Origin of the sequence: Cytobacillus sp. FSL K6-0265, assembly GCF_038003465.1 — a bacterium.
Taxonomy (GTDB): Bacteria; Bacillota; Bacilli; order Bacillales; family Cytobacillaceae; genus Cytobacillus; species Cytobacillus stercorigallinarum.
Genome location: NZ_JBBOPE010000001.1, coordinates 4,143,328 through 4,158,549 on the forward strand (window position 1 = coordinate 4,143,328; position 15,222 = coordinate 4,158,549).

The 15,222-nt window shown below is 38.2% G+C and carries 15 protein-coding genes; 2 read left to right on the forward strand and 13 right to left on the reverse strand.

Annotated features, from left to right (window positions below):
• Positions 1–601: 601 nt before the first annotated feature.
• The 5 genes from MHH73_RS20970 to prfA form a co-directional block, all read right to left on the reverse strand.
• Positions 602–1,645, reverse strand: coding sequence for an L-threonylcarbamoyladenylate synthase (locus MHH73_RS20970; RefSeq protein ID WP_341069237.1), 1,044 nt, complete (start codon positions 1,643–1,645; stop codon positions 602–604).
• A gap of 165 nt (positions 1,646–1,810) precedes the next feature.
• Complete coding sequence (locus MHH73_RS20975) at positions 1,811–2,263, reverse strand: GNAT family N-acetyltransferase (protein ID WP_191816250.1); 453 nt, start codon at positions 2,261–2,263, stop codon at positions 1,811–1,813.
• An 86-nt stretch (positions 2,264–2,349) separates the two neighbouring features.
• The gene (gene spoIIR / locus MHH73_RS20980; protein ID WP_341069241.1) at positions 2,350–3,033 is read right to left on the reverse strand and encodes a stage II sporulation protein R; all 684 of its coding nucleotides are present in this window, start codon (positions 3,031–3,033) and stop codon (positions 2,350–2,352) included.
• Between the two features lie 304 nt (positions 3,034–3,337).
• Positions 3,338–4,204: a peptide chain release factor N(5)-glutamine methyltransferase gene (gene prmC / locus MHH73_RS20985; RefSeq protein ID WP_191816253.1), complete on the reverse strand. Its 867-nt coding sequence runs from the start codon at positions 4,202–4,204 to the stop codon at positions 3,338–3,340.
• Complete coding sequence (gene prfA, locus MHH73_RS20990) at positions 4,197–5,270, reverse strand: peptide chain release factor 1 (RefSeq protein ID WP_191816256.1); 1,074 nt, start codon at positions 5,268–5,270, stop codon at positions 4,197–4,199. The genes prmC and prfA overlap by 8 nt, the downstream gene beginning before the upstream one ends.
• A 215-nt stretch (positions 5,271–5,485) precedes the next feature.
• On the opposite strand from prfA, the gene MHH73_RS20995 reads away from it, so the two are divergent.
• The gene (locus tag MHH73_RS20995) at positions 5,486–6,463 is read left to right on the forward strand and encodes a DMT family transporter (RefSeq protein ID WP_341069243.1); all 978 of its coding nucleotides are present in this window, start codon (positions 5,486–5,488) and stop codon (positions 6,461–6,463) included.
• A gap of 11 nt (positions 6,464–6,474) precedes the next feature.
• On the opposite strand, the gene MHH73_RS21000 is transcribed toward MHH73_RS20995, so the two are convergent.
• The 8 genes from MHH73_RS21000 to MHH73_RS21035 form a co-directional block, all read right to left on the reverse strand.
• Positions 6,475–6,921: a hypothetical protein gene (locus MHH73_RS21000; RefSeq protein ID WP_191816260.1), complete on the reverse strand. Its 447-nt coding sequence runs from the start codon at positions 6,919–6,921 to the stop codon at positions 6,475–6,477.
• Between the two features lie 145 nt (positions 6,922–7,066).
• On the reverse strand, positions 7,067–7,681 hold the full coding sequence (locus tag MHH73_RS21005) for a thymidine kinase (RefSeq protein ID WP_341069247.1): 615 nt from the start codon (positions 7,679–7,681) through the stop codon (positions 7,067–7,069).
• A gap of 189 nt (positions 7,682–7,870) precedes the next feature.
• The gene (gene rpmE / locus MHH73_RS21010; RefSeq protein WP_095371567.1) at positions 7,871–8,077 is read right to left on the reverse strand and encodes a 50S ribosomal protein L31; all 207 of its coding nucleotides are present in this window, start codon (positions 8,075–8,077) and stop codon (positions 7,871–7,873) included.
• Positions 8,078–8,232: 155 nt separating this feature from the next.
• Positions 8,233–9,501 carry a transcription termination factor Rho gene (rho, locus tag MHH73_RS21015; RefSeq protein ID WP_095371566.1) on the reverse strand — a complete coding sequence of 423 codons (1,269 nt, stop codon included), beginning with the start codon at positions 9,499–9,501 and terminating at the stop codon, positions 8,233–8,235.
• A 310-nt stretch (positions 9,502–9,811) separates the two neighbouring features.
• A complete protein-coding gene (gene glpX / locus MHH73_RS21020; RefSeq protein ID WP_191816264.1) occupies positions 9,812–10,774 on the reverse strand; it encodes a class II fructose-bisphosphatase in 963 nt (320 codons plus the stop codon).
• A 92-nt stretch (positions 10,775–10,866) separates the two neighbouring features.
• Positions 10,867–12,153, reverse strand: a complete 1,287-nt coding sequence (locus MHH73_RS21025) for a UDP-N-acetylglucosamine 1-carboxyvinyltransferase (protein WP_095371564.1) — start codon at positions 12,151–12,153, stop codon at positions 10,867–10,869.
• Positions 12,154–12,615: 462 nt separating this feature from the next.
• Complete coding sequence (locus MHH73_RS21030) at positions 12,616–13,473, reverse strand: class II fructose-bisphosphate aldolase (protein ID WP_191816266.1); 858 nt, start codon at positions 13,471–13,473, stop codon at positions 12,616–12,618.
• A 228-nt stretch (positions 13,474–13,701) separates the two neighbouring features.
• The gene (locus MHH73_RS21035) at positions 13,702–14,070 is read right to left on the reverse strand and encodes a response regulator (RefSeq protein WP_095371562.1); all 369 of its coding nucleotides are present in this window, start codon (positions 14,068–14,070) and stop codon (positions 13,702–13,704) included.
• A gap of 257 nt (positions 14,071–14,327) precedes the next feature.
• Here MHH73_RS21035 and MHH73_RS21040 point away from each other — a divergent pair, with 257 nt between their 5' ends.
• The gene (locus tag MHH73_RS21040) at positions 14,328–14,855 is read left to right on the forward strand and encodes a DUF2529 domain-containing protein (RefSeq protein WP_191816268.1); all 528 of its coding nucleotides are present in this window, start codon (positions 14,328–14,330) and stop codon (positions 14,853–14,855) included.
• The last annotated feature ends 367 nt before the right edge of the window (positions 14,856–15,222 follow it).

Here is a 15,222-nt window from a genome sequence, read left to right on the forward strand (position 1 = left end):
TTTTTATTTGCTGCGTTTTGGGCTTTTCCACTGCTTATAGATGAAGAGAAGGATTTGTTTGCTTTGTAATTGGACTTTTCGGCGCTTACGGGAGAACGAAGATTTTTATTTGCTGCGTTTTTGGCTTTTCCATTGCTTATAGATGTTGAGAAGGATTTGTTTGCTTTGTAATTGGACTTTTCGGCGCTTACGGGAGAACAAAGGTTTTTATTTGCTTCGTTTCGAGATTTTCCAACGCTTATAGATAAAGAGAGTTTCTTATTTGCTTTGTAACCGGGCTTTTCTACGCTTACTGGGATACAAAGGCTTTATTTGCTTCGTTTCGGGATTTTCCAACGCTTATGGATGAAGAGAGTTTCTTATTTGCTTTGTAACCGGGCTTTTCTACGCTTACAGGAGAACACTGGCTTTTATTTGCTTCGTTTCGGGATTTTCCAACACCTATACATGAAAAAGTGCTTTTTCCAACAACACCATCGGACTTTTCACCCCTCATAGACAACTACATACACGATCCACTGTTTTTTAGTAGAGCAAAATAAAAACCAGAACAAGTTAGTTCAGGCTTTTATTTTGCTGGAACCTTTCTTAGTCCAGAAAATTATAATTGTATGCGCCGATGTCCAGCAGCTTTCTCTAACCGGTTCATAATAGCGACACCAACACCTTCATAAGGGAAAACCTCACCTAAGATGATATCAACATTCTCATGATTGAATGCTCTCAAGGCATGGTATAAGCCTGCAGCTACCGTATCTAGCATTTCTCGCTTACCCATGGAAAGAACAACATCCGCTTCATAGACATCTTTGTTTTCGTCTGTGGTCAGAACACCTACTCGTAATCCTTCTGCTCTCTTTTCATTGATCAATCTTTGCAACTTTAAAGGATTTGAATCGACTAATGTTAATGGTGCATCTGGTGCATAATGTGTATATTTCATACCAGGGGATTTTGGTTTGGCTTGTTGATTATGGAGTGAAGGATCTAATTGCACCTCACCTATCACTTCAATGATTTGTTCCCTAGTCACACCACCCGGTCGTAGGATGACGGGAATCTCTTCTGTGCAGTCAATAACCGTTGACTCGACACCGACACCCGTGGCTCCTCCGTCTACCACACCAGCAATTTTCCCTTCTAAATCTTCCCATACGTGATTCGCTGTTGTTGGACTCGGTCTTCCTGAGCTATTTGCACTTGGAGCTGCTATTGGTAATTCCGTTTGGGCAAGAATAGCTAACGCTACAGGATGATCAGGCATACGGAAGCCAACAGTTGGTAATCCTGCTGTTGCTAAATCTGAAAGGCTACCCCTTTTTTTCTTAAGAATAATCGTTAATGGGCCAGGCCAAAAAGCATCCATTAATTGTTCTGCCTTTAATGGAATCTCTTCTGCCAGTTCCTGCAGTTGCATTCGCTTTGCTATATGAATAATTAAAGGATTATCTGCTGGTCTTCCTTTGGCAGCAAAGATTTTCTCTACGGCAACGTCACTCTTTGCATTCCCCCCTAACCCATATACTGTTTCAGTTGGAAAAGCAACAACCTCATTTTCTTTAAGTAAATCAGAGGCTTGGGCAATTTGTGGGTAACTTTTCAATTTATCCACATTATTATCCACTGACCATCTAATTGTTTTCATTGTTATCCACCTTCAATATCTTTCATTCTAAATAGGAGAAATCCCCCTATTTTCAGTCTATCACCTAAGTCAGTATAAAAGAAGAGAGGTGATAACTCAAGGTATTATCCACAAATTGTGAATAAACAAACCGTTTTTGTGTATAATTTTGTGGATATATCCACATTATTCGAGTGAATATTTCAAAAAGAATGAGTTATCCACAGATTGAATATTTTTTATATGTTCTTTTTCTACTAAAAATGTTGGCAATTCCGTTTTATCCACTTGTTGAAAACCCATCAATAAAAATAATTGTAGTGTACTTTTGCGGTTTGATCCTAAATAGACTGTGGATAACCCCTTTTCTTTGGCTAATAGAAAAATTTGTTGCAATAAATACAATAAATCTGTTTGCGCGGTCGTTTCTGACTTCATAACAAGGGAGCGCAACAGACCAACCGTTTCATAAGGCTCAATACCAATAGTCGCTTTGATTTCTCCCTCTTCGTCTTCCATAATTAAAAAGTAATCAATTAAGTCTGCCAACCCTTCCGATCGGACTGATGCTTCGGTTAAAAATTTCATAAGCTCGTTTTCATCTTTTTTCTGTGCAACTCTTACAATACTTGTTTTCATCCTCTTCACCCTCTACCTCATTTTATAGTCTATGAATATGAGTCAATTGAAATTGATAGAACTAAAAATTTGCTAGAGTTAAAAGATTATCCGAATAACTTATCCCATATCTCCACTAAAAAGAATTTTACTTCCACTTCTTCTTCATCTTTCTCACCTGCATAAACAGGATCTTCCTCTTTTTCAGTCATTTCTTCTTCTACTTTCTCTTCTTCCACTATAACCTCTTCTTCTTGCTGTTCTTCATCACTAAACCCTTCACTCACAGCCACACCATTTGAAAAATCAAGAAAGCATAATGGTGGAAATAAAACGCACCACCAGTTTGCACCGTCTCCATCACCAAGCGTGATTAGAATTGCTTCATACTCACCAGCAGGGTATAAAAATTGACCGTAAAGTTTCGTTGGAAATTCTACTTTATCAAACTCCGTCTTAACTGTTTGTTTAGAACCTGCCTCCGCTACAACTTGCTCAGCTATTTTTTGGATTTCTGGTAATTTTGATTGAATCAACGCTCTTGCTTCTTCTAAAGAAGTTAAGTCAGATACCCACTCTGTTATATTTGCATTTACTTCGTCTCTCACCGCACGTTTAATCTTCTGGTCTTTCTCCATATCGCTATTCGCTAGAATTCTCAAACGGATTGCTTCGCTAGGAATGACTAATGATTCATCAGCCACTACCTCTGTTTGAGGAATATATAAACTAAATAAAGTACCTAATGATAAAATTAAAATATATAAGTTCACAATCGATTTCGTTTTCATCTTCCTGCACCATCCCTTCACTATCCACAGTGTGGACAGAAAGAGAACATCTTAAACTACTAAAATTGAAAAGTTAGAAAGTAAGGAGAAAAAATAGATTTTCATTACACGTGAACAGATACTTCACATTGTGGAACTTTTTTCTTTTACGGAGGGGAAAACTTACAGAGAGTATCTTTGGGGAAATTTAATTTTTGTTTTACCGTGGAAGGTGGTTCTTTTTGCACCGCTCTCGGTTCCTATTGCCTTACCGAGAACGGTGATTTCAATAAATTAATTCTCAGAGAGATAAATCCTTCTCTCATTAGCCACTTATTTCAGCAAAAACCATTCGATCTTTCCCGTTGATGTCAAAGACGACTTCGACCTGTGCCTGCAGGAAGGCACCTTTTAATAAGTTTGCGACCGATTCTCCTTGACCTGCACCTACTTCAAACCCAACAAGCGCTTGTTTGTTTAGTACAAGTGGTAATTCATTTACTAAACGACGATACATGTCTAAACCATCCTCTCCAGCAAACAAGGCACGATTAGGCTCATATTCAGTAACAACCTCTGACATCCACGAACGATCTGCAGTTGGAATATAGGGGGGATTAGAGATAACTACATCTAATTTTTCTCCAGCAATGATAAAAGGTTGCAGCAAGTCCCCTTCTATCCAATTGATGTCTGCATTTAAATGAGCCCCATTATCCTTAGCTACTTCTAAACTTGCAGGATATAGATCCGTTCCGAAACAAACTAGTTTTGGGTTTTCCTGTTTTAATGTGATGGCAATTGCACCGCTTCCAGTTCCAACATCGGCAACTTTTAACCCTGTATCGTCTTGCCAACATGCACGAATACGCTCAAGCGTCGTGAGGACTAATTCTTCTGTTTCTGGTCTAGGAATTAATACTTCCTTATTCACCTTAAATCTTCTACCATAAAACTCCTCATAGCCCATAATATATTGAATCGGTTCACCAGCAACATGAGTGTGTATCGCCTTAGAAAAAAGTTGATCAATCTCCTCATGAAGTTCTTCACGTAATCTTGTTAAGAATTCAGCCCGACTCATCTTCATATAATGTCTCAGTAAAATTTCAGCAGCATATGCTTCCCGTTGATTTTCTTCTAAAAAAGAAGAAGCCCAGTTTAGGGCTTCAAATACTTTGCGATTACTCATTAGTCGCACTTTCTAATTTAGCCGATTGCTCTTCTAAAATAAGGGCATCAATAATTTCATCAATCTTACCGTGTAAAATCTGGTCTAACTTTTGGATAGTTAAACCAATACGGTGATCCGTTACACGGTTTTGTGGGAAGTTATACGTACGGATACGTTCAGAACGATCCCCTGTCCCTACAGCTGATTTACGCTGCTGATCGTATTCAGCCTGTGCTTCGCGTTGGAATTTATCGTATACACGTGCACGCAAAACTTTCATCGCTTTTTCTTTATTCTTAATTTGCGACTTTTCATCTTGACAAGAAACAACTGTACCCGTAGGAAGGTGGGTAAGTCTTACTGCGGACATAGTCGTATTTACACTTTGTCCACCCGGTCCACTAGAAGCAAAAGTATCTACACGAATATCTTTATCATGAAGTTCAATTTCCACTTCTTCTGCTTCAGGTAAGACCGCGACTGTCGCCGTAGACGTATGAATACGACCGCCTGATTCAGTTTCCGGTACACGTTGCACACGATGCGCACCATTCTCATATTTTAATTTAGAATAAGCGCCGTTACCGTTTACCATGAAGATAATTTCTTTATAGCCACCGACCCCGGTACTACTTGCTTCAATGACGTCAATTTTCCAACCTTGGACTTCGGCATAGCGACTGTACATACGGTAAAGATCCCCAGCAAACAGAGCGGCTTCATCTCCACCAGCCGCACCACGGACTTCTACGATAACGTTTTTGTCATCATTAGGGTCCTTTGGAATAAGAAGGATTTTTAATTTTTCTTCTAATTGCTCAACTTTTTCCTCTAACTCTGAAATCTCTTCTTTCACCATATCACGCATTTCAGCATCTAGTTTCTCTTCCAACATAGCTTTTGCGTCTGTATATTGTTCATGTATTTCTTTATATTCACGATATGTATCCACTGTTTCTTGGATATCAGATTGTTCCTTTGAATACTCACGTAATTTTTTTGGATCATTTACTATTTCTGGATCACTAAGCAATTCATTAAGACGTTCATAGCGTTCCTCTACTGATTGAAGACGATCAAACACGGTTATTCACCTCTAATTCATTATTAACATGCATCTATTCTTTCACTGCTATCAAAATGCAGTCTCATTTCCAACGTATAACATTCTAATTATAGTATAGCGGCATTGTTCAGTCAAAACTACTTTACATTATTTTAGAAATTTCTGTTATTCGATTGATGAATCTTTCTTCGTTTACTATAGTAAACTTATCTAATAAAAATGAGGTGCAGCATATGAAAGCCATTATGATTGGAATACTCTCCGCATTCTTTTTTGCTTTTACATTTGTTTTAAATGCAGCTATGGAAATGAATGGCGGAAGCTGGTATTGGAGTGCGTCGCTCCGCTACTTCTTTATGATTCCACTTTTACTTATCATTGTTTTATACCGTAAAAACTTACATGCACTTATCATTGAAATGAAAAAAGCGCCTGGAAAATGGATACTTTGGAGTACAATTGGATTCGGGCTATTTTATGCACCTATATGTTTTGCTGCCGCCTATGGTCCCGGATGGCTCATTGCTGCCACTTGGCAAATCACGATTATCTCTGGCAGTTTACTTGCCCCTTTATTTTATGAAATGCGAAAGACTCCTCAAGGTGTCATTCGCATAAAAGGTCAAATTCCTTTTAGAGGACTACTCATGAGTCTCATTATTTTAGTTGGCGTATTTGTTATCCAATGGGACCATGCCTCTGTTGTATCTGTGAAAGATACTGTTATTTGTACCCTAGCCATTCTTATTGCTTCATTTGCTTACCCTCTTGGGAATCGCAAAATGATGGCCTTAACAAACAAACGCTTAGATCCTTATCAAAGAGTGCTTGGCATGACAATAGCTAGCTTTCCCTTTTGGCTCTTACTTGCATTGATTGGCTTACAAACAGCTGGCTTGCCATCGATGAGTCAAGTTTATCAATCAGGGCTAGTAGCCTTATTTTCTGGTGTTTTTGCAACAGTACTATTCTTTGCTGCCACCGATCTTGTTCAAGGCAACATGCAAAAACTTGGCGCTGTGGAGGCGACACAGTCTTTTGAAGTGCTTTTCGCAATGATTGGTGAAGTACTAATATTATCTGCTCCTCTTCCTTCTGCTACTGCTACGGTTGGGATTAGTTTAGTGATACTCGGAATGGCACTTCATAGTTATGTATCCAATTTACCTCAAAATGGATTCAAAAAGAAAAAGCTAGAAGAGACGGTTTAATTCACCGTCTCTTAGTCTGTATGATCTTCTCTAATATTCACATTTATATAATAGGTCGGAACCGCACCAACTAATTTTTTTTGCAAACTTTCCTCTGCTTTTTCACGTTCCGCATTTGACGAAAAGTCTTTATTCGTATACACAGTTACATGCATATATTCCCCATCAATCCATATACCACCTGGCTCATAATCAGTAAGCTTATTAATCGTTGTTCTTGCTTGATTAATATCGCTACGGTCGGATTTTTTATCACCATTGGTATTTAATAAGTTGGGATTTTGTTCATACATCGACCATTCCTGAACATCTTCTGAACGATGACCAGAAGGGCTGCTTATTCTTACTGTATCGGTATGTTTGTTAATATCATAAGTTTTATCAGCATTTGCACCGTTTTGATAAGAACAACCAGTTAGTAGACTGATTAACAAAACACCTATAATGGTTTTTTTCATGAATAAATGGCACCCCCTAATAAATAAAATGCCCATTCATTCGAGAATTTCTGCAAGCAATTTTTCCTATGTAAAAAAATTGTATGTCAGGGATTTTTTTGTTCCAAAAAAGACGCTAAAGTTAGCGTCTCCCATTAAAAATGTGTTATTTCATCATTTCGGTGTGATTTTTAATACTTTTTGGTTTCCCAATCACTTTATGATGTTCGCGGCATCGTGGTTCATACGATTCAGATGCCCCAACAAGAATTGTGGGATCTGTATATGATGCCGGTTTACCATCAATTAAACGTTGCGTACGACTAGCAGGTGAGCCACAAACAGCACAAACAGCTTGTAGTTTCGTCACTAACTCAGCAGTAGCCATTAAATCTGGCATCGGACCAAAAGGCTCACCACGAAAATCAACGTCTAATCCAGCAACAATAACACGATGACCGTTCCCCGCAAGTGTCTCCACAACTTCAATGATTTGATTATCAAAAAACTGCACTTCATCAATAGCTACGACTTCTGTATCTGACGTAACAAATGACAAAATATCCTCAGAACAGGCTACAGGTTGAGCGATAAACGATGCCCCATTATGAGAAACAACTGATTCTTCACTATATCGTTTATCGATTTGAGGCTTGAATACAGCAATTTGCTGTTTTGCAAATTGCGCTCTCCTTACTCTGCGAATAAGTTCCTCTGATTTTCCAGAGAACATGCTCCCGCAAATTACCTCAACCCATCCATGATGATTGATAACATACATGAAAGGTCTCTCCTTCCGCAATCTAATCTATCTATATACACCTATTACAGTCATTACTGTTAAGGTCTCTCAAAAGAAACATTCTTATGTTAAATGCCGAAAAATAGTGGTGGAGTGCACCACTATTTTTCGACATTCATGAAAAAACAGGCAAGTATCATGACTTGCCTGCTTTGATTGTTATTTAAATTACTTCTGTTTGATGCCATATTTTTTATTGAAACGGTCAACACGTCCGCCAGCTTCAGCGAATTTTTGACGTCCAGTATAGAATGGGTGGCACTCTGAGCAAGTTTCTACACGGATTTCTTCTTGTACAGAACCCGTTTCGAATTCGTTACCGCATGCACATTTCACCATTGCTGTTTTATAGTTAGGATGAATACCTGCTTTCATTCTTTTCATCTCCTTCCGCCCTGAATCATTCTGAAACAGAGTTATATAGTTACGGATTCACCGTAATCTTAAAAACGCACTGGAATCATTATAACAAGGTCGAGCTTAATTTGCAATGATCGATTACAAATGAACTTTACCATTTGATTCCAATCCTAATGAGAGCGCTTCGCTTTCATCTCTTCACTCAATAAGGCAAAGAAATCCTCATTTGATTTCGTTTGCTTTAATTTCCTCATTAGTTTTTCCGCAAAATCAGGAGAATCAGTCATTGATTTACGGATTGCCCATAGTTTATCAAGATGATCCTTAGGAATCAACAATTCTTCCTTACGAGTACCCGATCTTCTAATATCAATCGCAGGGAAAATTCGTCTTTCTGCAAGCGAACGGTCAAGATGTAATTCCATATTCCCTGTACCTTTAAACTCTTCATAAATCACATCATCCATACGTGATCCCGTATCAACAAGGGCAGTAGCTAAGATGGTTAAGCTTCCACCTTCCTCGATATTTCTTGCGGCACCGAAAAATCTTTTCGGACGGTGGAATGCAGCTGGATCAATACCACCTGATAACGTACGTCCACTTGGAGGAATGACCAAGTTATAAGCTCTCGCTAATCGTGTAATACTATCCATTAAGATGACAACATCGCGCTTATGCTCAACTAGGCGCATCGCTCGTTCTAACACAAGCTCTGCCACTTTAATATGATTTTCCGGTACTTCGTCAAATGTTGAACTAACAACATCACCAGCAACAGAACGTTCAATATCCGTTACTTCTTCCGGTCTTTCATCAATAAGTAACACGATAAGCTCTGCTTCAGGATGATTCGTTGTAATACTGTTGGCAATCTCTTTTAACAACATGGTTTTCCCTGCTTTTGGGGGAGCGACAATTAAGCCACGTTGTCCAAAACCAACTGGGGAAATTAAGTCCATAATTCTGGTGGAAATATGTCTTGTTTTTGTCTCTAAATTCATATGACGATCAGGATATAGCGGCGTTAAACCTGGAAAATGAACACGTTCCTTTGATGTCTCTGGATCATCTCCGTTAACCGCTTCCACTTGAAGCAAACCAAAATAACGTTCATTTTCTTTCGGCGGACGAACTTTACCAGAAACTTTGTCACCATTTCTTAAATCAAAGCGACGAATTTGCGATGCAGAAATATAAATATCCTCTGAACTCGGCGAATAGTTAATCGGTCTTAAGAAACCGAAACCTTCTGATTGAATGATTTCTAGAACACCTTCCATAAAGAAGTATCCTTCTTGTTCCGCTCTCGCTTTTAATATCGCAAAAATAAGTTCTTTCTTTGATAATTTACTATAATAAGAAACTTTATACTCTCTTGCATGTTCATAAAGTTCTTTCAATTTCATATTCTCTAGACTTGAAATATTTAGTCCCATTTCTACACCACTCTTTAGATTTTTCGATTATTTCCCCCATATGCTTTTAAAAAAAGATTCATTATATATTCGAATATGGTTGGAAAGGAAAGTATGTTTGAGGCTTCCTGAAGTAAACGAAGAGTTTGAATTAGGCAACTCAACTTTCGTAATAGAGGAATGATTGGTCTTCCTTTGAAAATATCTTTTATTTTACCCCTAACCTCTATGTTAGGCAACTATATTTTATAGTAGGTTATTTGGAAGGATTCTTTCTATTTTTTATTTAACCTAAGAAGTGCAAGTATGCACTTCTTAGGTCTATCATCAATTATTTAATTACAAGATTAGGTTTTTTCTTCAAGCTATGACGACCATCAATAAACCTTACTGTACCTGATTTAGCACGCATAACGACAGAAGAAGTCGAACCGTAAGATCCTTTAAATTGAACACCTTTTAAAAGTTCTCCATCAGTAATACCTGTCGCAGCAAAGATTGCGTCATCACCTTTTACAAGGTCTTCCATCAATAATACTTTGTTAACATCTAACCCCATTTTAATACATCTTTCTAGTTCCGCATCGTTTTGAGGAAGTAGTTTTCCTTGCAATTCACCACCAAGGCATTTCAATGCTACAGCTGCTACAACACCTTCAGGAGCACCACCTGCTCCGAATAAAATATCAACACCAGTATGATCGAATGCCGTATTAATGGCTCCTGCTACATCACCTTCATTGATTAGCTTAATTCTAGCACCAGCATCACGCAATTGCTCAATAATATGTTGATGGCGTTCACGATTAAGTACAGTTGCAACAACGTCTTCAATATCCTTGTTTTTTGCTTTCGCAACAGCTCTCAAGTTATCAATCACTGGGGCATTGATGTCGATTTTTCCAACCGCTTCAGGTCCAACAGCAATTTTATCCATATACATATCTGGTGCATTTAGTAAGTTCCCTCTATCTGCCACTGCTAGAACCGCAAGCGCATTCCAACCACCAGAGGCAACAATACTTGTACCTTCTACAGGATCGACTGCAATATCAACTTGAGGGCCAGAACCTGTGCCAAGCTCTTCGCCAATATATAGCATTGGTGCTTCATCCATTTCACCTTCACCAATCACTACTCTGCCCTGCATAGGAACTGTATTAAAGATATCTCTCATTGCTTCAGTTGCTGCACCATCTGCTTCATCTTTTAATCCACGGCCCATCCAACGAGCAGATGCTAGTGCTGCACCTTCAGTAACACGAACCAACTCCATTGATAAACTTCTTTCCATTTTTACTTCCTCCCCAATATTCACTTCGTCTCAGTATGTACTGAAATCGATGCGGAATCTAGATGTACATTTATACCATTGTTCATTCATCATTAAGCATTATTCATTTGTTCAATTTCTTGATCAGTTAGCTTTTCTCTCCAAATCGTTGCTCCTAAACCATTAAGTTTTTCAACTAAATGGCTATAACCTCTATCAATATGATCAACGCCAGTAACCTCTGTTACACCTTCAGCCATAAGACCTGCGATGACTAACGCCGCTCCTGCACGTAAATCACTTGCCTTTACTTTGGCACCTTGCAGCTTCATAGGACCGTTAATAATAGCCGAACGACCTTCTACTTTAATATTGGCATTCATTCTTCTCAATTCATCAATATGCTTAAATCTAGCACCATATATCGTATCCGTTACCATGCTTGTTCCTTCTGCATTCGTTAACAATGCCGTTAATGGTTGCTGGAGATCAGTTGGGAAGCCAGGATATACAAGTGTCTTAATATCTACTGCCTTCATTTTTTCAGCGGGACCGACAAATATTTGATCATCACCCGCTTCAATTTGTACGCCCATCTCTCTTAGCTTAGCCGTTAATGATTCAAGATGATGGGGAATCACATTATCAATTAAAACGCCCTCTCCAGAAGCAGCAGCAAGCACCATATAAGTCCCCGCTTCAATACGATCAGGAATAATTGTATGCTGGCATCCATGGAGCTGGTCTACACCATCAATACGGATGACATCAGTACCCGCACCTTTTATTTTTGCGCCCATATTATTAAGCAATGTAGCAACATCAATAATTTCAGGTTCTTTAGCGGCATTTTCAATAACCGTACGACCCTTTGCCTTCACAGCAGCGAGCATAATATTAATGGTTGCACCAACGCTGACGACATCTAGATAAATACGTGCACCTCTTAGTTCGTCTGCACGTAAATAAATCGCGCCTTGTTCATTTGTTACACTTGCGCCGAGTGCCTCAAACCCCTTAATATGCTGATCAATCGGTCTCGGCCCTAAATGACAACCACCCGGAAGTCCAATAACTGCTTTATTAAAACGTCCGAGCATTGCCCCCATTAAATAATAAGAAGCACGAAGCTTTTTGACCTTTCCGTTAGGCATAGGCATCGAGATCATTGCCGAAGGATCGACCTGCATATCTCCATCAGCAAATGTCACTTCACCACCGATTTCCTCTAGTAACCCTTTTAAAATTTGCACATCCGAAATATCTGGTAAACCTTCTATTGTTACAGGCGAATCTGCTAGTATTGTTGCTGGAATTAAGGCAACAGCACTATTCTTCGCGCCGCTAATTCTCACTGTTCCTTTTAATGGGTATCCGCCTGCAATCATAAGCTTTTCCATTTTGAACTCCCTTCTAAGCCGTTAACGCAAACCCCTTATTAGAGGTTGCTCTATAAGAATAAGCTTGTCCTATGTGGAATCATTTTTGCTCTATCAGTCATAAAACAAACCCGCATTTTTTAAAAAAACACAGGTGTTATCTACATTACCATTGTTGTCTATCTATTGAAAAAATAAGCATCTTTATGTTAACATGTCTAACAATTTTTAAAAAGCTCACATATGATAGGCATTTAGATGCATCTTCTTCTCCTATTTTACACCAAAACAATTGGAAAAGTAGTTGTTGTTTCGAATTGTTATGAATATGTAAACTTTTAAGGAAACATTCGCATCATTGAATCATACACCGATGGAAATTGTTGACTAAAGAGTTTTCCGAGAGTCAAGAGGAATCGAATTGAGAAGTAGCTTTATATAAGTTTAAGAAACCGTTGAATGAACAACGGCTTCTTTTCTATTTTATGCCTTGTGAGCAGAACCAAATTCGCGAATTTTGCCAACTACTGTTGCTTTAATTGCTTCACGAGCAGGTCCTAAATATTTACGTGGATCGTACATTTTTTCATCTGCAGCAAGGACTTCACGTACTTTTTTTGCAGATGCAATTTGGTTTTCTGTATTTACGTTAATTTTTGCTGTTCCTAAAGAAATCGCTCTTTGGATATCTTTCGTTGGGATACCTGTTCCACCATGCAGAACAAGTGGTACACCTGTTAAGCCACGGATTTCTTCCATTTCTGTAAAACCTAAGTTAGGTTCGCCTTTGTATGGTCCATGAACAGACCCAAGAGCAGGTGCTAAGCAATCAATTCCTGTTCTCTGAACTAATTCTTCACATTCTTTTGCATCTGCATAAATAACGCCATCTGCAACGACATCATCTTCTTGACCACCAACAGTGCCAAGCTCAGCCTCAACAGATACGCCTTTTGCGTGCGCATACTCTACTACTTTAGAAGTGATTTCGATATTTTGTTCAAATGGATCGTGAGAAGCGTCAATCATAACAGAAGTAAATCCTGCATCGATTGCTTCTTTACATTTATCATAACTTGAACCATGATCAAGGTGAATGGCTACTGGAACAGTGATATTATAGTCTTCCATCAGACCTTCTACCATTTTAACAACCGTTTTAAATCCACCCATATAACGACCTGCACCTTCAGAAACACCAAGAATTACTGGTGATTTTTCTTCCTCAGCTGCTTGTAAAATAGCTTGTGTAAACTCTAAATTATTTAAGTTGAATTGACCAACTGCATAGCCCTCTGCATTTGCTTTTTTCAACATTTCAGTCATAGAAACTAAAGGCATATGTAAAAATCCTCCTTGTCTTATTCACTTCAGTCATTCCTTTTAAAGGATTTCCTTCCCGCTACATGTTTATGTACCCTAATAGCTCTCCACCAAACGGAAAAAATGAAATGAACATATAAATTCCAATTGTATCATACCAAAATGTGCAGAGAAAATCTATGATTAGGTTACAACTTTTCGCAAATAAGATGTACTATTAATTAAAAAAGGCATAATGGTATAACCTTATTTAGGTACAGGTAAATATTTCTTAACAGCCGCCCGAATGTCATCTATGTCGAATGGTTTAGCAAAATGCGTTAAGGCACCTAAATCTTTTGCTTCTTGAATCATATCTAATTCTCCATAAGCAGTCATAATAATGACTCTTATATCATGATGCCCTTCTCTCATTCTCTTTAGAATTTCAATCCCATCCATACCTGGAATTTTCATATCTAATAAAACTAAGTCTGGGTCATGCTTCGCTACAATATCAAGGGCTTGAATACCGTTTGCAGCTTGGTATGTTTCATAGCCCTCTTTCTGTAAAACTTCATTTAATAGAATTCTTATACCAAACTGATCATCAACAATCAATATTTTTCCTTTCATACATACACCTCATTTCCGTTTAATCAGGAATACTTAATGTTTCTAAATTCGACCCTAAGTGTTTTTTTCCTGCATTTACTAGGAAAATAACTAATGATGAGTCTTCGTGTGTTTATTGCTATATTTCGACAAGTTGATCGCTCTCTCTTCAAATACTATAGAACCTAAAACACAGAAGTAAGAGGCCTGATTATTTTGTGATTTCGTCTTATTTCAATATAATGATAATATTGGGAGAAGTACAGGAGGAATTATTAATGTTAAAGATTTTTTCTACACAATTATTCGGTTTATTTAAAAAGTGGCAAGACAGTCATGAAGAATCAATAGAAGATGCCGCTCGTATTTTGGCTCAAGCGAGTGTAGGTGATGGCCACATATATATATACGGAAAACAGGAGATGCAAGCTGTCGGTATCGAAGCGACTGAAGGAGTAGACAAATTGGCAAATGCAAAGGTTTGGGATTCTTCTACACCATTTGACGATATCTCAGCTAGTGACCGTTTTCTCATTATCACTAGAGAGAGTGATGACAAGGAAGCACTCTTATTAGCACAACATTTGAGTAATCAATTCATTCCATTTGCCACAATAAGCGCCCTTCCATCTGATCAAACGGAACAACTAGCATCCTATTCCGATGTACATTTCGACTTACAACTCAAGCAAGGGTTAGTTCCAAATGAAACTGGAGAACGAGTGGGTTATCCATCTGCAATAGGTGCATTATTTATCTATCAGGGAATTAAGTTTACGTTAGATGAGATATTAGCAGATTATTAATATGTGTATTAATGTGAGGCAAGGAGTTCCGTTTTGACGGGTTCCTTGCTTTTTTTATATGTAAATGAAGTAGTCGTGGGATTTTAGTGCGTGATAAAGTTTGCAAAGGGATTTTGACAAGCTGATGGTATTAGTTTGTACGAATGATTCATGGAGTGTATGTGTTTCTTCTCTTTGTCCAAATAACTTACCAACGCTCATGCTGTGTTTTCATTTCGGTTCTTTTTGAATGGGCGTGCAAATTGTTTTTGCTTGGTCAATTTTGACTGGTTTACTCATGATGCATGCGCAAATTCCTTTTACAGCTTCCATTTCCAGTTTTTCTTTTAAATAACGCGCCTACTGACCAACAAAAAAAGGAAGAGAT